Annotated in this window: 18 protein-coding genes; 12 read left to right on the plus strand and 6 right to left on the minus strand. The window is 70.6% G+C overall.

Annotated elements, in window-relative coordinates; genetic code table 11:
• Nucleotides 1–13: 13 nt before the first annotated feature.
• Both ND450_RS43845 and ND450_RS43850 read right to left on the minus strand, forming a co-directional pair.
• Nucleotides 14–1,408, minus strand: a complete 1,395-nt coding sequence (locus ND450_RS43845) for a cell wall metabolism sensor histidine kinase WalK (RefSeq protein WP_253323825.1) — start codon at nt 1,406–1,408, stop codon at nt 14–16.
• Complete coding sequence (locus ND450_RS43850; RefSeq protein ID WP_305885197.1) at nt 1,386–2,111, minus strand: response regulator transcription factor; 726 nt, start codon at nt 2,109–2,111, stop codon at nt 1,386–1,388. The genes ND450_RS43845 and ND450_RS43850 overlap by 23 nt, the downstream gene beginning before the upstream one ends.
• Before the next feature lie 108 nt (nt 2,112–2,219).
• On the opposite strand from ND450_RS43850, the gene ND450_RS43855 reads away from it, so the two are divergent.
• The 6 genes from ND450_RS43855 (at nt 2,220) to ND450_RS43880 (ending at nt 8,849) form a co-directional block, all read left to right on the plus strand.
• Nucleotides 2,220–2,726, plus strand: coding sequence for a DUF4249 domain-containing protein (locus ND450_RS43855; RefSeq protein ID WP_253323826.1), 507 nt, complete (start codon nt 2,220–2,222; stop codon nt 2,724–2,726).
• A 62-nt stretch (nt 2,727–2,788) separates the two neighbouring features.
• Complete coding sequence (locus ND450_RS43860; protein WP_253323827.1) at nt 2,789–4,465, plus strand: bifunctional UDP-sugar hydrolase/5'-nucleotidase; 1,677 nt, start codon at nt 2,789–2,791, stop codon at nt 4,463–4,465.
• A gap of 74 nt (nt 4,466–4,539) precedes the next feature.
• A complete protein-coding gene (locus ND450_RS43865; RefSeq protein WP_253323828.1) occupies nt 4,540–4,986 on the plus strand; it encodes a hypothetical protein in 447 nt (148 codons plus the stop codon).
• A 10-nt stretch (nt 4,987–4,996) separates the two neighbouring features.
• Nucleotides 4,997–5,311 carry a hypothetical protein gene (locus ND450_RS43870; RefSeq protein WP_253323829.1) on the plus strand — a complete coding sequence of 105 codons (315 nt, stop codon included), beginning with the start codon at nt 4,997–4,999 and terminating at the stop codon, nt 5,309–5,311.
• 10 nt (nt 5,312–5,321) lie between these two features.
• Entirely contained in the window at nt 5,322–5,816 is a 495-nt protein-coding gene (mug, locus tag ND450_RS43875) for a G/U mismatch-specific DNA glycosylase (RefSeq protein ID WP_253323830.1), read from the plus strand.
• Nucleotides 5,817–6,008: 192 nt separating this feature from the next.
• Nucleotides 6,009–8,849, plus strand: coding sequence for a BTAD domain-containing putative transcriptional regulator (locus ND450_RS43880; protein ID WP_253323831.1), 2,841 nt, complete (start codon nt 6,009–6,011; stop codon nt 8,847–8,849).
• Here ND450_RS43880 and ND450_RS43885 read toward each other — a convergent pair.
• Entirely contained in the window at nt 8,839–9,390 is a 552-nt protein-coding gene (locus tag ND450_RS43885; RefSeq protein WP_089913635.1) for an NlpC/P60 family protein, read from the minus strand. The two genes, ND450_RS43880 and ND450_RS43885, sit on opposite strands and share 11 nt — an antisense overlap.
• 143 nt (nt 9,391–9,533) lie before the next feature.
• Here ND450_RS43885 and ND450_RS43890 point away from each other — a divergent pair, with 143 nt between their 5' ends.
• Genes ND450_RS43890 through ND450_RS43905 form a run of 4 tightly spaced genes read left to right on the plus strand, consistent with a single transcriptional unit; the run spans nt 9,534 to nt 11,792 of the window.
• The gene (locus ND450_RS43890) at nt 9,534–10,007 is read left to right on the plus strand and encodes a hypothetical protein (RefSeq protein WP_253323832.1); all 474 of its coding nucleotides are present in this window, start codon (nt 9,534–9,536) and stop codon (nt 10,005–10,007) included.
• 41 nt (nt 10,008–10,048) lie between these two features.
• The gene (locus ND450_RS43895; protein ID WP_253323833.1) at nt 10,049–10,807 is read left to right on the plus strand and encodes an LLM class flavin-dependent oxidoreductase; all 759 of its coding nucleotides are present in this window, start codon (nt 10,049–10,051) and stop codon (nt 10,805–10,807) included.
• 43 nt (nt 10,808–10,850) lie between these two features.
• Nucleotides 10,851–11,333, plus strand: coding sequence for a DUF4041 domain-containing protein (locus ND450_RS43900; RefSeq protein ID WP_253323834.1), 483 nt, complete (start codon nt 10,851–10,853; stop codon nt 11,331–11,333).
• Nucleotides 11,334–11,354: 21 nt separating this feature from the next.
• Nucleotides 11,355–11,792 (plus strand): SRPBCC family protein, encoded by a 438-nt coding sequence (locus ND450_RS43905; protein WP_253323835.1) that lies wholly within the window; start codon nt 11,355–11,357, stop codon nt 11,790–11,792.
• Here ND450_RS43905 and ND450_RS43910 read toward each other — a convergent pair.
• Both ND450_RS43910 and ND450_RS43915 read right to left on the minus strand, forming a co-directional pair.
• On the minus strand, nt 11,786–13,324 hold the full coding sequence (locus tag ND450_RS43910) for an NAD(P)/FAD-dependent oxidoreductase (protein WP_253323836.1): 1,539 nt from the start codon (nt 13,322–13,324) through the stop codon (nt 11,786–11,788). The genes ND450_RS43905 and ND450_RS43910 overlap by 7 nt on opposite strands.
• Nucleotides 13,321–13,704, minus strand: a complete 384-nt coding sequence (locus ND450_RS43915; RefSeq protein ID WP_253323837.1) for a hypothetical protein — start codon at nt 13,702–13,704, stop codon at nt 13,321–13,323. Before ND450_RS43915 ends, ND450_RS43910 begins: the two co-directional genes overlap by 4 nt.
• A 335-nt stretch (nt 13,705–14,039) precedes the next feature.
• Between ND450_RS43915 and ND450_RS43920 the strand changes: the two genes are divergently transcribed.
• Complete coding sequence (locus tag ND450_RS43920; RefSeq protein ID WP_253323838.1) at nt 14,040–15,278, plus strand: ABC transporter substrate-binding protein; 1,239 nt, start codon at nt 14,040–14,042, stop codon at nt 15,276–15,278.
• 51 nt (nt 15,279–15,329) lie between these two features.
• Here the strand turns inward: ND450_RS43920 and ND450_RS43925 are convergent, their stop codons facing one another.
• Entirely contained in the window at nt 15,330–17,654 is a 2,325-nt protein-coding gene (locus tag ND450_RS43925) for a Tex family protein (protein ID WP_253323839.1), read from the minus strand.
• A gap of 49 nt (nt 17,655–17,703) precedes the next feature.
• Between ND450_RS43925 and ND450_RS43930 the strand changes: the two genes are divergently transcribed.
• A complete protein-coding gene (locus ND450_RS43930) occupies nt 17,704–18,801 on the plus strand; it encodes an alkaline phosphatase family protein (RefSeq protein ID WP_253323840.1) in 1,098 nt (365 codons plus the stop codon).
• The last annotated feature ends 38 nt before the right edge of the window (nt 18,802–18,839 follow it).

Here is an 18,839-nt window from a genome sequence, read left to right on the forward strand (position 1 = left end):
CGAGCCTCGCGGCCTAGCCTGGGTCGGTCGTGTGCCCCTGCTGTGAACGAGCTGTGTGCAGGGTGACGGTGAACTCGGTGTGGCCGGGGCGGCTCGCGACGGACACCTCGCCGTCGTGCGCGCCGACCACGGCGGCCACGATCGACAGGCCGAGACCCGTGCTGCCCGCGGCCCGCGAGCGCGAGGAGTCGCCGCGCGCGAACCGTTCGAACACCTCCAGGCCCTGTGGGACGCCGGGGCCGTCGTCGGTGACGGTGAGGTCGACGCGTCCGTTGTGGACGGACAGGCCGGTGGTCACCGTGGTGCCCGGCGGGGTGTGCGCGCGGGCGTTCGACAGCAGGTTGCCGATGACCTGGTGGAGTCGTTGCACGTCACCGGGAACCGTGACGGGCTCCTCCGGCAGCGCGAGCCTCCAGCTGTGGCCCGGGCCCGCGATCCGGGCGTCGCCGACCACGTCCAGCACGAGCCGGGACAGGTCGACGTCGGCCGTCTCCAACGGGCGGCCCGCGTCCAGGCGGGCGAGCAGCAGCAGGTCCTCGACCAGCGACGTCATCCGCAGCGCCTCGGACTCCACCCGGCCCATCGCGTGGGTGACCTCGGGCGGCAGGTCCGCGCCGGTGCGGCGGGTCAGCTCGGCGTAGCCGCGGATGGCGGCCAGGGGCGTTCGCAGCTCGTGCGAGGCGTCGGCGACGAACTGCCGGACCCGTGTTTCGCTGTCGTGCCGGGCTTTCAGGGCCTCGTCGACGTGACCGAGCATCTTGTTGAGCGCCAGGCCGACCTTGCCGACCTCGGTGGCCGGGTCGGTGTCCTCCTCGGGCACGCGTTCGGCCAGCGCGACCTCGCCCTCGTGCAGCGGGAGTTCGGAGACGCGCGTGGCGGTCTCGGCGACGCGGTCCAGCGGGACCAGTGCACGGCGGACGATCACCCGTCCCGCCAGCGCCACGGCCGCGACGCCCGCGACGAGCAGCCCGGCGAGGATCCAGACCATCTGCCACACGATGTCCGTGACGGTCTGCAGCGACATCCCCCTGATCCCGCGCTGGTCGGCGACCACGCGGAACTCGCCCGCCTCACCGAGGTCGACCGTGTGCAGGCCCGAGGGGGCGGCCGCCAGCGCGTTCTTCTCGTCCTCGGTGAGCATGCGCGGCGCCTGCCAGCCCGGCTGCTCGATCGTGCCGATGATCTCGCCGTCGCCGCGGATGAGCGCGTTGATGCCGGGAGGGCCGTACGGCGAACCGGGCGGTGCCGGCCGCATCGTCGTGACCTCGCGGTCGAGGTTGTTCATCAGGAACGCGTGCAGCGCGAGCACCGACACCCCGCCGATCACCAGGATCAGCGCGGTGAGCAGGACGATCTGGCCCGAGACGAGCTGGGCGCGCAGCGTCCTAGGACGCAGGCTTGAGGACATATCCGGCGCCTCGCATCGTGTGGATCATCGGAGTGCGCCCGGCGTCGATCTTCTTGCGCAGGTACGAGATGTAGAGCTCGACGATGTTCGCCTGGCCGCCGAAGTCGTAGCTCCACACGCGGTCCAGGATCTGGGCCTTGCTCAGCACGCGCTTCGGGTTGCGCATGAGGTAGCGCAGCAGCTCGAACTCCGTCGCCGTCAGGTCGATCGACGTGCCGCCGCGCTCGACCTCGCGCGTCTCCTCGTTCAGCGACAGGTCGCCGACGACGAGCCGGGTGCCCGCGTCCGAGTCGGTCACGCCGGTGCGCCGCAGCAGTGCGCGCAGCCGCAACACGACCTCCTCCAACGAGAACGGCTTCGTCACGTAGTCGTCGCCGCCCGCGGTGAGCCCGGCGATGCGGTCCTCCACCGCGTCCTTCGCCGTCAGGAACAGCACGGGCAGGATCGGTGCCTCCGCCCGCATCCTGCGCAGCACCTCGAACCCGTCGAAGTCGGGCAGCATCACGTCGAGCACCACCACGTCCGGGCGGAACTCGCGCGCGGTCCGCACCGCCGTCGCGCCGTCGAGGGCCGTGCGCACGTCCCACTTCTCCATGCGCAGCGCCATCGACATCAGTTCGGCCAGAGTGGACTCGTCGTCGACCACGAGCACCCGCACCGGCTGCCCGTCCGGCCTGCGGAGTTCGGTCTTCATCGCGCGCATGGCTCCCATCGTGAACGCGGATCCTGTGTACCAGCTGTGAGCGATGCCCACAGCTCAGGCCTACGGCGCACACAGGTTCGGCACAGGTGGCGCCGACACGGTGGCTGCATGACCGAACAACAGCCCCCGGAGTGGGGAGCACCCCAGGCAGCGCCTCAGGAAGGGGCTCGCCCGGCGTGGACCGCGAAGAAGACCGTGGCGGCCGCGGCCATCGCCGTCGCGATCGCCGGTGCCGGTGGCGTCGCGATCTACGCGGCCAGCGGCACGGGCCAGGAGACCGGGGCGATGGGACCCGGCGGCATGGGCGGCGCACCGCCGGACGGTGCGGGCGGAGGCATGCGCGGCGGTTTCGGCCTCGGCACCGGCTCGGCGACGCACGGCGAGTTCCAGACCGGTGAGGTCACCGCGATCAGCGACTCGTCCGTGGAGGTGAAGTCGACCGATGGCTACACCAAGACGTACGTGATCGACGCCGACACCGTGGCCGAAGGTGTCGAGAAAGGCGACACCGTGACGGTGATCGCCACCACAGAAGACGGCAAGTCCGTCGCCTCCAGCGTCGTCGAACCTGGTCAGCGCGGCCAGCGCACCGGGCAGGCCCCTCCCACGAGGTGATTTGGGGTCAAGTGTGAGCGGTTATGGTCGGGTGATCGGCCCGACCACGACCGGAGGTGAGCGTGCGCACGTTCACCCTGACGGTCATGGGGTCCACAGACCTGCACGGCAACCTGTTCAACTGGGACTACTACCTCGACCGCGAGTTCGACGACTACGCGCACGACGACGTCGGGATCGCGAAGATCTCGACGCTGGTGAACGACGTGCGTGCGGCCGTGGGGCGTCACAGGACGTTGCTGCTCGACGCCGGTGACACCATCCAGGGCACACCGCTCGCCTACTACTACGCGAAGGTCGAGCCGATCACGCGTGGCGCGCACGTGCACCCGATGGCCGCCGCGATGAACGCCATCGGCTACACCGCCGCCGCGCTGGGCAACCACGAGTTCAACTACGGGCTGCCGGTGCTGCGGACGTTCGAACGGCAGCTCGAGTTCCCGTTGCTGGCGGCGAACGCGCTGGACGTGGGCACCGGGCTGCCGGCCTTCGAGCCGTACGTGGTGAAGACGGTGTGGCGCACGGGCGGGCCGCCGTTGCGCGTCGGCATCCTCGGGCTGACGAACCCCGGCATCGCCGTGTGGGACCGGGAGCACGTCGACGGCGTGCTCACGTTCCCCGGCCTCGTGGAGCAGGCGCTGCACTGGGTCCCGGAGATCCGCCGCCGGTCCGACCTCGTGGTCGTGGTCGCGCACTCCGGGGCGGACCTGTCGTCGTCGCTGGGCGACCAGGTGCCGTTCCCGGAGAACTGCTCCGAGCTGCTGGCGGAGACCGTGCCGGGGATCGACGCGATCCTGGTCGGGCACGCGCACGTGGAGATCCCCTCGCGGATCGTCACGAACAAGGTGACCGGGCGGCCGGTGCTGCTCACCGAGCCGCTGTACTGGGGCAAGCGGTTGTCCGTGATGGAGTTCGACCTGCGCCACGACGGGCAGTGGGAACTGGAAGCGTCGCGGTCGTCCGTGCTGTCGTCGTCGACCGTGCGGGAGGACCCGCGGATCGTGCGGTTGCTGCGGCACGACCACGAACGGGTCGTCTCGTACGTCAACGCGCGGATCGGGACGTGCGCCGCGGCGATGTCGGCGTCCCGGTCGCGGTTCGAGGACACGCCCGCGTTGCGGTTCATCAACCACGTGCAGGCGCTGGAGATCGCGAAGTCCACGTCGCTGCCGGTGGTGTCGTTGTGCGCGCCCTTCAACCGCAGGGCGGCGATCCCGGCGGGCGAGGTGTCCCTCCGCGACGTCGCCGGGCTGTACATCTTCGACAACACGCTGGTGGGCGTGCGGATGACCGGCGGACAGCTGCGCGACTTCCTGGAGGAGTCGGCGCGGTACTTCCGGCAGGTGAGCGGTCCCGGCCCGTTCTCCGCCGAGCAGGTGTCGGCGGACGTGCCCGACTACAACTTCGACATCGCCCACGGGCTGTCCGCGCCGCTGACGTACGACGTGGACATCGCACGGCCGGTCGGGTCGCGGATCGTGGGGCTTTCCTACGACGGTGCGCCGGTCTCCGACTCGGCCGAGTTCGCCGTGGCCGTGAACAACTACCGGCAGGCCGGTGGCGGCGACTTCCCGCACATCGCGTCGGCGCCCGTGCTGCACAACCAGCAGCAGGAGATCCGGCAGCTGCTGATCGACTGGGTGAAGGCGGCGGGCGTGCTGGACCCCGCGGCGTTCACCGGGACGGACTGGCGCCTGGTGGCGGCCGGCGAACCCGTGGTCGTGTCCACGAACGAGTGAATTGAGGCGGCCCGTCCTGGGCGTTTCCGCTCGGGTGGTGGCAGCCGATCAGCCGAATGAGATAGTCCAAGCGCGTGCAGTTGACGCAACGCGTTGCCGTCGGTGCGCTCGTCGTGCCGGCGTTGCTCGCGTCCCTGGGGCTCGCGGCGCACTCCGCTCCGGAGGGCCACCTCGTGCTGGCGGTGCGGTCGTCGGAGATCGTCCTGGCCGGCACCGCCGTGTCCGGCGAGGAGCGCCAGGAGGTCGTGGACGCGGTGCGCGCGCTGACCGCCCTCCGGGTCACGGACGTGATCACCGCCGACGCCGGTGAACGCCTGCCCGCGTCCGCCGCCGTGACCGCGGCGCTGCTCGGCGCGGTGCTGGCCCACGACGTCACCGAGTTCACCGGTGTCGTCCACGGAGGACGCCTGACCGCGTCGGCGCGTGTCGCGGACCCCGCCCGCGCGGGCTCCCTGAGCGACGCCCTGCGCTCGGCCGCGCCCGGCCTGCGCGTCGACGAGGACTTCACGACCACGAGCTAGGAGCTGTGCGGTGTTCGGGTTCTTCTTCCAGATGTTCCTGCTGTGCGCGGGCGCGTTCCTCGCCGGCGTCCTGCTGACGTGGCTCACCATGCGCTCGCGCGAGACCGCCGCCGCCGAGGCGCAGCCGCTGTCCATCATGGAGGAGGCGGCGGGCCCCGCGCCCGCGATCAAGGCCAACTCGCGCACGATGATGTTCCACACCCCCGAGTCGCCGTACTACAAGCGCATGAAGGGGGACGCGTTCTTCCACTCGCCGGAGGACGCGCGCCGGGCGGGCTACACGATGTGGACGCCACGCCCGCGGGTGCCGGCGGTGAGCTCGTAGGCTTGGGCGCGTGATTGGCGACGTGATCAAGCCCGGCCTCGACGTGCTGTTCTGCGGCATCAACCCCGGGCTCGTGTCGGAGGCGACCGGGCACCACTTCGCGCGGCCCGGAAACCGGTTCTGGCCCGCTCTGCATTTGTCCGGGTTCACGCCGCGCCAGTTCGCGCCCGGCGAGCAGGAGAAGCTGCTCGAACTGGGGCTCGGCATCACGAACGTCGTCGCGCGGCCCAGTGCGCGGGCCGACGAATTAACAATTGACGAAATGCGGGAAGGTGCGACCGTTCTCGCGGAAAAGGTCGAGAGGTATTCACCGAAGGTTCTCGCGATCCTCGGTGTGACCGTCTACCGCGCGGCCTTCGGGTGTAAGAAGGCGCAGGTCGGCGCGCAGCAGGACACCGTGGGAGGGGCCCGGTTGTGGATCCTGCCGAATCCGAGCGGACTGAACGCGCACTGGCAGTTGCCGGCGTTGGCCGAGGAGTTCGGGCGGCTCAAAGCGAGCGTCTAGAACCAGAACAATACTTCACATTCATGCCCACTGAAAGTGGGCTGGACGGAGTGGGGTCTGGTCTGGTTGCATCCAGATCTGCGTCCGTTCGAGTGCATTCACCCAGAAGTGGAACCTCTGCAGGTCCGGCTGCGTCAAAATCCGACAATGCCGTGCGGAAATTGGTGAATCTTCAACACCGGTGGGGGCGCAGTGGAGGTCAGGATTCTCGGCCCGGTCGAACCGGCGGTGCCGCCGAAGCCCGCGCAGATACTGGCCGTGCTGGCGGTCGAGTGCGGCAAGGTCGTGCCGGTCGAGCGGCTCATCGACCTCATCTGGGGCGAGGAGCCGCCGCCGCAGGCGCGCAAGTCGCTGCAGGTGCACATCTCCAGCCTGCGCCGCGCCGGGTTGCCGGTCGAGCACCGGGCGGCGGGGTACGTGCTCAACGCCGAACCCGAGGACGTCGACCTGCACGCGTTCCGCAGGCTGGTGGCCTCCGCCGGGGACGAGGCCGACCTGAAGGTCAGGGTCGACACCCTGGACCGGGCGCTGCAGCTCTGGCGCGGCACGCCCGTGGTGTTCGCGCAGACCCTCGACGTGCAGCGGCTCGCGGCCGCCGAGGCGTGGGTCGACGCCGGGCTGGCGCTGGGGCGGCACGCCGAGCTGGTCGACCGGCTCGGGGCGTTCGTCGCCGAGTACCCGCTGGCCGAACGGTTGCGCGGGCAGCTCATGACCGCCCTCGCGCGGGCCGGGCGGCGCGCGGACGCCATGCGGGTGTTCCGCGAGACGCGCAAGGTGCTCGTCGACGAGCTGGGGGTCGAGCCCGGCGAGCAGTTGCAGCAGCTCTACCGGGACGTGCTGGAGGGCTCGCGGGACAGCCGGCGCAACTACCTGCCGCGCGACGCGGGCGACTTCACCGGGCGCGACCGGGAGCTGAGCAGGCTCCTCGACAGCGACGGCGGCGTCTGGTGGGTCGAGGGCCCGGCCGGGGTCGGCAAGTCCGCGTTGGCGGTGCACGCGGCGCACCGGCTCGCCGACCGGTACCCGGACGGGCAGCTGTTCGTGGACCTGCACTCGCCGTCCGGGGCGCTGGACGCGTTGCTGCGCGCGATGGACGTGCCGAGCGAACGCATCCCGGAGTCCGCCGAGGAACGCGCGGCGCTGTGGCGGGCCACGGTCAGCGGGCGGCGCGTGGTGATCGTGCTGGACGGCGTCACGAGCGTGTCGCAGGTCCGGCCGCTGCTGCCGGGCAGTCCCGGCTGCCTGACGCTGATCACCAGCCGCAGCAGGCTGTGCGGGCTGGAGGGCGTGCGCCGCATCCCGTTGGACGTGCTGAGCAGCGACGAGGCCGTCACGCTGCTCAAGCGCATCCTCGGTGACGACCGGGTCGCGGCGGAACCCGACCAGGCCCAGGAGGTCGCGCGGCTGTGCGGGTACCTGCCGCTCGCGGTGCGGATCACCGGCGCGCGGCTCGCCGGGCGCGCGCACTGGCCGGTGTCGAAGCTCGTCCGGCGGCTCTCCGACGAACGGTCCCGGCTCGACGAGCTCGTCGCGGACGACCTCGCGGTGCGGGCCGGTCTGGAGCTCACCTACCGGGCGCTCGACGAGAACGTCCGCCGCGCGTACCGGATCTTCGGGTTCCTCGGGCTGCCCGAGGTGCCGAGCTTCCTGTGGGCGCACCTGCTCGACGAGGACGTGCTCGACCAGCTCGTCGACGCCCGGCTGCTCGACGTGATCGGCAGTGCGCGGTACCGGATGCACGAGCTGGTGCGGCTGCACGCCCGTGAGCTCGCCGAGGCCGAGGACGCGCGGCAGGAACGCGAGGACGTGGTGCGCAGGGCCGTGGTCGCCGCTCTGTCCACTGTGGACGGATTGACCGAGCAGCTCTTCCTGGCGGTGCCGCGGATGCAGGACACGCTGGGCGTCGTCGCCTCGGCGGCGCGCCCGACGGACAAGGACGCCTGGTTCGCGAGCGAGGAGCCGTTGCTGACCAGGCTCGTGGAACGCGCCGCGGAACTCGGTCTCGCGGAGATGGCGTCGCAGCTGGCCGAGGTGCTGGTGTTCGCGTGGTTCGGGCTCAGGAACCGTTACGAGGCATGGGAACGCACGCACACGGCGGCGCTGGAGTCCGTGTGGAGGGCGGGAGACCTGCGCCTGGAGGCGGTGCTGCGGTGCAGTCTCGGGCAGATGCACTACAAGCGGGACAACCTGGTCGAGGCGCGGTCGTGGTTCGAGACGGCGCAGACGTTGTTCGTGAACCTGGGCGACGTGCGCGGTGAGGCCGTCGCGATGAACGGCATCGGCATGGTGTGCCGTGACCTGGGCCAGTACCCGTGCGCGCTGGAGGCGCTGGAGAGGGCCCGCGACCTGTTGGAGGGCACGGATCCCGAGGGCGAGGCGCACGCGCTGTACGGACTCGGCTCCATCCGGCGGGAACTCGGCGACGACGAGGGGGCGTTCGGCACCCTCCGCCTCGCGGAGGCGGCCTACCGCCAGGCCAGCAGCCGTCGTGGCGAGGCGCTGGCGGCCCGGGGGATAGGGCTCGTCCACCGCGCCCGCGGTGAGCTCGACCTCGCCGAGGACCACATCCGCCGCGCCCACGAGATGGTGGAGGGCACCGGCGACGAGCTGCTCGGCTGCTACACCGCCCAGGCGTGGGCGAAGGTGTTGCTGCGCAAGGGTTTGCTGGATCCCGCCGAGGAGTTGATCCAGCAGGCGCTGGACGGGTGCCGCGACGTCGGGGACCGGTTCGGTGAGGCCCTGGTGCGCCGGACGCTGGGGGAGTGGCGGCTCGCGGCGGGCGACCACGCCGGCGCGCGGATCGTGCTGACCGACCTGTTGCCGGTGTGGAACGACCTGAGCCTGCCGCTGTGGCGCGCCCGCACGCTCCGGGACCTCGGAGCGGTCCACGCCCGTCTGGGGGACGTCGCGGGCGCGGACCGCTCCTGGGACGAGGCCGCCGTCCTGTTCGCACGACTGGGCACGAGAGAGCAGGGAGAGGTGCACCAGTGGCGGTCGCAGTGGGGCCTCGCGCCCCTCAGGGTCAGCCGGTGATCTTCTTGTACTTCCACGGGGCGTAGCCGCCGCTCTTCAGCGACGAGATGGTCACGGTCTCGTGGTCCATGTCCGTCGCGGTGCTGCCTTCCTCGTAGATCCACGCGGACGTCTTGGCGGAGTTCGCCCACTTCTCGAACAGCTTCACGTGGCCGTTGCGCAGGATCATGTCGCCCGGCTTGAGGTTCGCCCACGAGATCTTCGTGGCGACCTCGTCCAGGTTGCGCGTGTTGCGGCTGGTCGTGAGCTTCCACGTCATGGAGACGAAGCCCGAGCAGTCCGTGCGGTACTTCTTGCCCTTGTTGATGTCCCACGCGTACGCGGACTGGCTGTACGGGACCTTGCGGTCCCACCAGTCCTTGGCGCGCTTGATGACCTCGGTGCGGCTGATGGAACCGCCGTACCCGGCCGCCGCCTGGACCTGCGAGAGGGAGACCTCCTGCTCGGCAGGACCCTCCGGCGCGGCCTGGGCGATGCCGCTCATGCCGCCGAGCAGCCCCAGCGAGATGGCGGTCGCCGCGAGAGCGTGGCGAATGCGCATGCTTGTTGCTCCGATCGACTTGCAGTTGGTGACGACCGGAACTGTCCACTGAGGCGCCAAAGATCGGCCTAAGGCCGTTTTAGGCCTTCCTTTACCGCTCCTTCCTAGCGTCGCGGCACCTTGGGCTTGAGGAGAGGGAGCACATGTTCGTTCGCACGATCGCAGCCGTGGTCGCGATGTTCGCCGCTCTGGTCATGGGCGCGTCCGTCGCGTCGGCGGCCCCGGCGAAGTACACGCACGCACAGGCGACCGCACAGCTGCGCGCGGCCGGCATCGCGTGGGACTCGAGCGGTAACTGCAGTGACCGCAACAGGTCGAACTGCACGTCGTTCGAGCAGATCAACCAGACGACCATCGCGGGCGCCAAGACGTTCAAGAGCGCGTCGGGCTGTGCGCTGACCATCACCGGCGGCACGGAGACCGGCCACGCGTCGGGCACCTACTCGCACTGGAACGGCTACAAGGTGGACTACCGGCTGTCCAGCTGCATCACCAACTACATCAAGGGCACGTTCTCGTCCATCGGCGGCAACAAGTGGAAGTCCGGCGCGGGGAACATCTACTACCTCGAGTCGAACCACTGGGACGTCACCTACTACAACTGCGGCGGCTGCTGAGCTGTTGCTGAACCGGGGGTGGGGCCGGTAGTACTGGACGGGTGACCACACTCGGCGCCGTCTACCGGCCCCAGCTCCCTCCCGAGAACCTGCGCTCCGTCGTCCTCGCCGCGGAGGAGTCCGGTGTGGACTCCTTGTGGCTGTGGGAGGACTGCTTCCTCGAGAGCGGCATCGCGTGCGCTTCCGCCGCCCTGGCCTGGACTTCGCGGTTGAAGGTCGGCGTCGGCCTGCTGCCGGTGCCGCTGCGCAACGTCGCGATCACCGCGATGGAGGCCGCGACGCTCGAGCGGCTGTTCCCGGGTCGCGTCACGATCGGCGTCGGGCACGGCGTGCAGGACTGGATGGGTCAGGTCGGCGCGCGCGTGGCGTCCCCGCTGACGTTGCTGCGGGAGTACACCGGCGCGTTGAAGGCGCTGCTGGCCGGCGAACGCGTCACCGTGCAGGGCCGGTACGTGCAGCTCGACGGCGTGGCGCTCGACTGGCCGCCGTCCGCGCCGATGCCGATCTACGTGGGCGGGCTCGGCATGAAGACGCTGGACCTCGCGGGCGAGGTCGGCGACGGCACGATCCTCGACGCGTCGGCGGACCTCGCGAGGGTGAAGGCCATCAGCTCGACCCGTGAGCACCCCGTCGTCGTCTACGTCGAGACGGACTCGCGGGACTCCGCGTTCGTCACGGACCTGGTGGCCCAGGTGGCCGAGGCGGGCGCGACCAGCGTGATCTTGCAGCAGTCCGCCACGAGCGAGGACCCCGAAGGGTTCGTGCGTTTCGTGGGATCACTCGATGGGGTGAGCGCGTAGCGCCGGGGATAACGGCGGATTCCTCCTTGCGATGGAGAGGGGCATGGGCCTTTCGTCGCTGATCGGGGAGGTGGGCATGCTCGGTCGCAGGGAACGCGGGACCGCTCAGCCGGACTGGGTCGTCGAACGCGTCGCCGTCGCCGACCACCAGGCGCGGCTCGACCTCCTCCACGACGAGATGAAGGCCCTGATCAAGGCCGGTGCGGCCGTCGAGGGTGGCGGGCAGGCCACCTACAACGGATCGGACGCGACTGGGCGCAGGCTGGTCGAGGACTGGTCTGCGTTGATGCTGCGCTCGTACAACTGCGAGGCCGAGAACTGCCTGCAGATGCTGCGAGCCGGCGGCTTGGAAGCGGCGAGGAGGCGGCTCGATCGCGCGGCGTCGGCGATCGAGCGCCTCAGTGGGACCGTCGGTCTCCGCCTCTCGCCGCGCTACCAGGCGCTGCGCATCCGCGAGCTGGAGCTCACCGCCGACCACCTGCGGCGCAAGGCCGAAAGCCGCCGCCCCCGCCGGATTGCTTCCTGATCGACGGGGTACCTCCTGCGCATGGCTGAGGTCGCACTGAACGTCGAAGCGCCTGTGGACGCCGTCTGGGCGGTGCTCGCCGACGGCTGGTCGTACGCGGGATGGGTGGTCGGCGCGTCGCACATCCGCGACGTGGACGAGGGCTGGCCGGAGCCGGGCACGCGCATCCACCACAGCGTGGGGCCGTGGCCGCTCGTCATCAGCGACACCACCGAGGTGGTCCGCTGCGAGCCCCGCGAGCTGCTCGAACTCGATGCGCGGCTGTGGCCGGCCGGGGCCGCGCGGATCACGTTCACGCTGCACGCGCGCGGGGAGTCGCGGACGGAGGTGCGCATGGCCGAGCGGGTGGTGCGCGGGCCGTCGACCCTGATGCCCAAGGCCGTGCAGGACGTCCTGCTGACGCCCCGCAACAAGGAGACCTTGCAGCGCTTGGGCGACCTGGCCAGGGGTCGTCAGTAGATCGCCTTCTGCAGGCCCTGCACCACCGTCCGGTAGAGCTCGCCCGCCGCACCCCAGCGGGCGAGTGCCGCCCGTGCCGCGTTCGCGCCCGCCGCGCCGTGCACGCCGCCGCCCGGCCACGCCGAGGAGCCCGTCAGGTAGAGCCGGTCGAACGGGGTGTCCGCGCGGCCGAGGCCGGGCACGGGCCGGAAGACGAGCTGCTGGTGGATCGCCGCCGTGCCGCCGTTGACCGAGCCGATGTCGTCGGGGCCGAGCACGGACCGGGCCTGGATGAGCGAGCGGAAGCCGGGTGCGCGTTCCTCGATCATCAGCTCCAGGCGGTCGGCGCGGCGCTTCAGGCGGTCCGGTGTCCAGGCCCCGCCCAGCGGCACGTGGGTGTAGGCCCAGGCGGCCTCGGTGCCGGCCGGGGAACGGGTCGGGTCGGTCGTCGTCATCTGGCCGAGGATCATGAACGGGTTGCGCGGCACCTTGCCGCACGCCAGCTCGTGCGCGACGGTCGCGAGCCCGTTGACGTCGCCGCCGAGGTGCACGGTGCCCGCCTGCGAGGCCTCCGCGTTGCGCCACGGGATCGGGCCCGACAGCGCCCAGTCGACCTTGATCGTGTCGCCGTCCCACTGGAACCGCTTCAGGTCGTCCGCGAGCTTCGCCGGCAGCGCGTCGCCGCCGATCAGGTCGAGGTAGAGCCGGGGCGCGGGCACGTCGGCGAGCACCGCACGCCGTGCGCGCACGACCGAGCCGTCTTCCAGACGCACACCCACGGCCACACCGCGCGCGTGCAGGACGTCGGTGACCTTCGCTCCGGTCTCGATGCGTCCACCGAACCGGCGGACCAGCGAGGCGGCCAGCTCTCCCGCGCCGCCGCGGGGGACCGGGTTGCCGACGTCCTGGGCGAGCATCGCGAGCAGCCAGCCGAAGCCCGCGCCACCGGCCTGGTCCGGGCCGAGGTCCGAGTGCATCGTGTTGCCCGCCAGCAGCACCCGTGCGCCCTCACCGGAGAAGAGCTCCTCGCCGAGGCGCCGCACGGGCTGGGTCAGCAGGCGCGTCAGCCGCAGCGTGTCGCCCAGGCCCAGCGTGCGCAGCAACGAGACACCACCGCGCACGGGCGGGAACGGCCGCAGCAGGCTGTCCAGCACGCTGTCGCGGACCCGCCGCCACTGGGCGAACGCGGCGTGCCACGCGTCCGCGTCCGCGTCGGCGAACGTGCCGACGGACTTCGCGGTGACGTCGACGTCGCGGGACAGGAGCGCGACGCGGTCGTCCGGCAGCACGTGGGCCAGCACGGCCGGTGCGTGCTCCCACTGCACGTCGAGGTTCAACGCGCCGATGACCGGCGAACCCAGACCGAGGGGGTAGAACGCGCTGTAGACGTCGTTCGTGAAGCCCGGAGCGGTGATCTCGGCCGATGTCACGGCACCGCCCGGTGTGTCGCGCTGCTCCAGGACGAGCACGTCCCAGCCCGCGTCCGCCAGCAGGGTAGCGGCGACCAGCCCGTTCGGACCGGAGCCGATGACGACCGCGTCGACCTCGTTCACGCACGTCCTCCCATTGCCGTCATGACCTCGCGCAGCACATCGCGCGCGTCGTGTTCGGGCCACCATTTCAGATCTTCATGTGCTCGTGTGGTGTTCACGAGCGGCGCCTGGTCGGCCATCCGGACCCACTCCGGGGTCAGGGGCTGGAGCCCGAGGCGCGACGTCGCGCCCACGCGGCCCGCGATCATCGGTGCCGTCAGCACCGGTTCGGCCGCGAGGTTGAAGGCGCCCAACGCCTTGCGCTCCACTATCGCCACGATCGCGCGCGCCACGTCGTCCGCGTGCACGAGCTGCAGGCGCAGGTCGTTCCACAACGGGACCGGCAGGTACGGCAGCAGTCTCGGCGGGAGCAGCGGGCCGACCAGCTCCTCCAGCCGCACCTTGTGCGCGCTGTAGGTGTTGTCCGCGATGCCCGTCAGCGTCCACGACTCGTCGACCCTTCACGCGCGCGGCGAGCACGTGCTCGGTGCCGTCGACGTTGCCGGACGCACCGGTGACGACGATTTTCACCCTGCCCGGATACCCGCGATGTGACCGATCACGCGTATCTCATTTCGTTCGGTACCGAAGAGCTAGCACACTCCGTAACCAAGTGGAAGTTACTTGAACCTTACGGTGCTGTGTTCCGTAGCACATAAGGGGGCATTATGCGGGCCTCCGCCCAATACTGAGCTACCGCTTAGTATGCCTCGATCATTTGGACAAGGACCTCTGCATGCCCCTCCGCCGCGTACTGCCCTCCGCCGCCTTGGCGTTAGCCGTCCTGGTGGCCGGCTGTGGCGCAAAGGAAGACGCGAAGGCCCAGGTCAAGACCGGGCCGGGCGTTACCGACGACACGATCTCGCTCGGCATCCTCACGGACATGACAGGGCCGTTCAAAGCGTCGGCGCTCACCCGCATGAAGGGTTACGAGCTGTACTTGAAGCAGGTCAACGACCGCGGAGGCATCTGCGGTCGCAAGGTCGAGCTCAAGCAGAAGGACCACGCGTACGACGTCCAGAAGGCACTCGACGCCTACTTCGACCTGGAGCCGCAGGTCCTCGGCCTGCTGGAACTCGCGGGCACGCCGATGACGGCCGCGATCGAGCCCGACATCATGCAGACCCGGACGCTCACCGCGCCCGCGTCGTGGGCCGCGTCGCTGCTCGGCAACCCGCACATGATGATCGTCGGCACCACGTACGACCTCGACGTCATCAACGGACTTGATCACTACAAGCGCCGTGGTGTGATCAAGGACGGCGACACCGTCGGCCACGTGTACGCCCAGGGCAGCTACGGCGACAACGCCGTCGAGGGCAGCCGTTTCGTCGGCACGCAGTGGAACATGAAGATCGCCGAGCAGCCGATCAGCGAGACCACCGCCGACCTCACGCAGCAGATCGCCGCGCTGAAGGCCGCGGGCGCGAAGGCCGTCGTGCTCAGCACCACCCCCGCCCAGACCGCCGCCGCCGTCGGGGTGGCCGCGGCGCTGAAGTGGGAGGTGCCGTTCATGGTCAACGTGGTCGGCTTCGACACCGCGATCCTCGACTCCCCGGTCGGTCCGGCCGTGGAGAAGCAGGTGTCCGTGGTGACGTCGGTGGCACCGTTCACCGGCAGCCAGCCAGGCCCGCGCGAGGTCGCGGCGGCGTTCAACAAGTACTACCCGAACGACAAGCCCGCGATCTACGTCGACCACGGCTACACGGTCGCGAAGGTGTTCCTCTCCGTCATCGAGAAGGCCTGCCAGAACGGCGACCTCTCGCGCGATGGCGTGCTGGACGCGTTCCACAGCACCAACGGCCTCGACACCCAGGGCCTGACCAGCGCGTTGCACTACTCGCTGGTGGGACGGCCCTCGGCCACCCAGTCCTACGTCACGAAGGTCGACTCGAAGGCGCCCGGCGGTCTCACCACCGTCGAGGAGCTGTTCGAGTCGGAGCTCGTGAAGCTCAAGGGCACGCGCGCCAAGTAGTCGCCAAATGAGAAACGGCCCCTCCGGGTGGAGGGGCCGTTTTCTGTGGACTTACTTGCCGAATCCGGCCTTGCGGAGCGCGTCCGCCATCGAGCCGTTCGCCGGCGGCGGGGAGGTGCGCTGCTGGCCGCCGCGCTGCTGCCCACCGCGCTGCTGCGGACGGCCGCCGCGGTCACGGCCACCGCCGCCGCCCTGCTTCGGGGCGGGCTTGCCCGGCTCGTCGGTCAGCCGCAGCGTCAGGCCGATGCGCTTGCGGGCCTCGTCGACCTCCAGCACCTTCACCCGCACCACGTCACCGGACTTCACGACGTCGCGCGGGTCCTTCACGTAGGTGTTGGACAGGGCCGAGATGTGCACCAGACCGTCCTGGTGCACGCCGATGTCCACGAACGCGCCGAACGCGGCCACGTTCGTCACGACGCCTTCCAGCACCATGCCGGGCTTGAGGTCGGCGATCTTCTCGACGCCGTCCGCGAAGGTCGCCGTCTTGAACGCCGGACGCGGGTCGCGGCCCGGCTTCTCGAGCTCCTTCAGGATGTCCGTGACGGTCGGCAGACCGAACTGCTCGTCCACGAACTGCTCGGGCCGGATCTTCGTCAGCACCGCCGTGTTGCCGATCAGCTCGGCACCCGCGGCCTCCTGGATGCGGCGCACGACCGGATACGCCTCGGGGTGCACCGAGGAGGCGTCGAGCGGCTCGTCGCCCCCACGGATCTTGAGGAAGCCCGCGCACTGCTCGAACGCCTTCGGGCCCAGGCGCGCGACGTCCATCAACGCCTTGCGGGTCTTGAACGGGCCGTTCGAGTCGCGGTGCAGCACGATGTTCTCCGCGAGACCGGCGGTGATGCCGGAGACGCGGGTCAGCAGCGGCACGGACGCGGTGTTGAGGTCGACGCCGACCGCGTTCACGCAGTCCTCGACCACCGCGTCCAGGGACCGCGACAGCTTGGACTCCGCCAGGTCGTGCTGGTACTGGCCGACGCCGATCGACTTCGGGTCGATCTTCACGAGCTCGGCCAGCGGGTCCTGCAGGCGGCGCGCGATCGAGACGGCGCCGCGGATCGACACGTCGAGGCCCGGCAGTTCGGACGACGCGTAGGCCGACGCCGAGTACACCGACGCGCCCGCCTCGGACACGACGATCTTGGTGAGGCCGAGGTCCGGGTGGCGCTTGATCAGGTCGGCGGCGAGCTTGTCGGTCTCGCGCGAGGCCGTGCCGTTGCCGATGGCGATCAGGTCGACGTCGTACTGCTTCGCCCACGCGGCGAGCTTCGCGATCGACTCGTCCCAGCGGTTCGCGGGCACGTGCGGCTGGATGACGCCGTGCGCGACGACCTTGCCGGTGGCGTCGACGATCGCGACCTTCACACCGGTGCGGTAACCGGGGTCGAGGCCCATCGTGGCGCGCGTGCCGGCCGGGGCGGCCAGCAGCAGGTCGCGCAGGTTCGAGGCGAACACCTTGACGGCCTCGTCCTCGGCGAACGAGCGCAGCCGGCCGCGCAGGTCGATGCCCAGGTGCACGAGGATGCGCGTGCGCCACGCCCAGCGGACGGTGTCGGTGAGCCACTTGTCGCCGGGACGGCCCTGGTCGTCGATGCCGAAGCGGGAGGCGATGCGCGCCTCGAACGTCGAGGGGCCCTCCTCGCGCGGCTCCTCCGGCTCCAGGACGAGGTCGAGGACCTCCTCCTTCTCACCGCGGAACAGCGCCAGGATGCGGTGCGACGGCAGCTTGGCGAACGGCTCGTCGAACTCGAAGTAGTCGGAGAACTTGGCGCCCTCGGTCTCCTTGCCCTCGCGGACCTTGGAGACGACGCGGCCGCGCGTCCACATCTGCTCGCGCAGCTCGCCGATCAGGTCGCCGTCCTCGCCGAACCGCTCGACCAGGATGGCCCGCGCGCCCTGCAGGGCGGCCGCGGCGTCCGCGACCTCCTTGGCGGGGTCGACGAACTTCGCGGCTTCTTCCTGCGGGTTCAGGCCGGGGTCACCCAGAAGTGCGTCGGCGAGCGGTTCCAGGCCCGCTTCCTTCGCGATCTGGGCCTTGGTGCGGCGCTTCTGCTTGTACGGCAGGTAGAGGTCCTCGAGCCGCGCCTTCGAGTCGGCGGCGAGGATCTGCGCTTCGAGGGCGTCGTTCAGCTTGCCCTGCTCGCGGATGGAGTTGAGGACGGCCGCCCGGCGCTCCTCCAGTTCGCGCAGGTAGCCGAGGCGTTCCTCGAGCGTGCGCAGCTGGGCGTCGTCGAGACCGCCGGTCGCCTCCTTGCGGTAGCGGGCGACGAACGGGACGGTCGCGCCACCGTCGAGCAGTTCGACAGCAGAGCCGACCTGGCCTGCGGCCACGCCGAGCTCGTCAGCGATCTTCTGGTGGATGAGCGTTGTCACAGCGCGCCATTCTGCCCGCTGCCGGATTCGACGTGGCACGGTGTCCTTCATGACCATCGCCGCGGTCGTCCCCTCACTGCTGTCGGGCCTGGGAGTTCCGGGCGCCGACAACACGCTCGGCCTGCCACCGGCCCGGCGTGTCGTCCTGCTGCTCGTCGACGGCCTCGGCCACGAGCTGCTGCGCGCGCACGCCTCGCACGCGCCGTTCCTGTCCTCGCTGCCGGACCGCTCGATCGACGCCGGGTTCCCGTCCTCGACGGCCACGAGCATCGCCTCGATCGGTACCGGGCTGCACTCCGGTGAGCACGGCATCGTCGGCTACACGTTCGCCGTCGGCGACGAGGTGCTGAACTCGCTGACCTGGTCGCGGGCCGCCGACCACGGCCACGACCTGCGCAAGACGCTCGTGCCCGAGGTCGTGCAGCCGCACCCGACGCTGTTCGAACGCGCGGCGGCCGCCGGGGTCGCGGTGAGCGCGGTCGCGCCGTTGCTGCACCGCTCGTCCGGGCTGACCAGGGCGGTGCTCCGCGGGTCGTGGTTCCGCGGCGTGGCGGGGTTCGGCGACCTGGCGCTCGGGGCCGTCGCGGCCGTCCAGCAGGACCGGTCGTTCTGCTACGCCTACCACGCCGACCTCGACACGATCGGGCACTTCTACGGGCCGGGGTCCGAGGAGTGGCTGGTGCAGCTGGAGTTCGTGGACTCGCTGGCCGAGCGGATCGCCGCGCGGCTGCCTTCCGGCGCGCAGCTCGTCGTCACGGCGGACCACGGCATGGTCACCGTGGGAGAGCGGATCGACTTCGACACGGAACCGTTGCTGTGGCAGGGAGTTCGTGTGATCGCGGGCGAGCCGCGGGTGCGGTACCTGCACGTGGACAGCGACGAGGTGCTCTCGACGTGGCGGGAGTTCCTCGGCGACCGCGCGGACGTGCTGACGCGGGAGGACGCCGTGGAGGCCGGGTGGTTCGGGCGGGTGAGCCCGCTCGCGGCCGACCGGATCGGGGACGTCGTGGTGGCGATGCGGGACGAGCACGTGGTGGTGCGCAGCCAGGCCGAGCCGTTGCTGAGCGGGCTGACCGGGATGCACGGCGCGCGGACGCGGGCAGAGCTGGCGATCCCACTGCTTGTGCACTCAGTGACTTCAGTGTAGACCAAACCCAGCCTTCGTCGCTGGTCAGCTCTAGGATC

It is taken from the genome of Lentzea sp. HUAS12, from assembly GCF_024125735.1.
Classification (GTDB): Bacteria; Actinomycetota; Actinomycetes; order Mycobacteriales; family Pseudonocardiaceae; genus Lentzea; species Lentzea albida.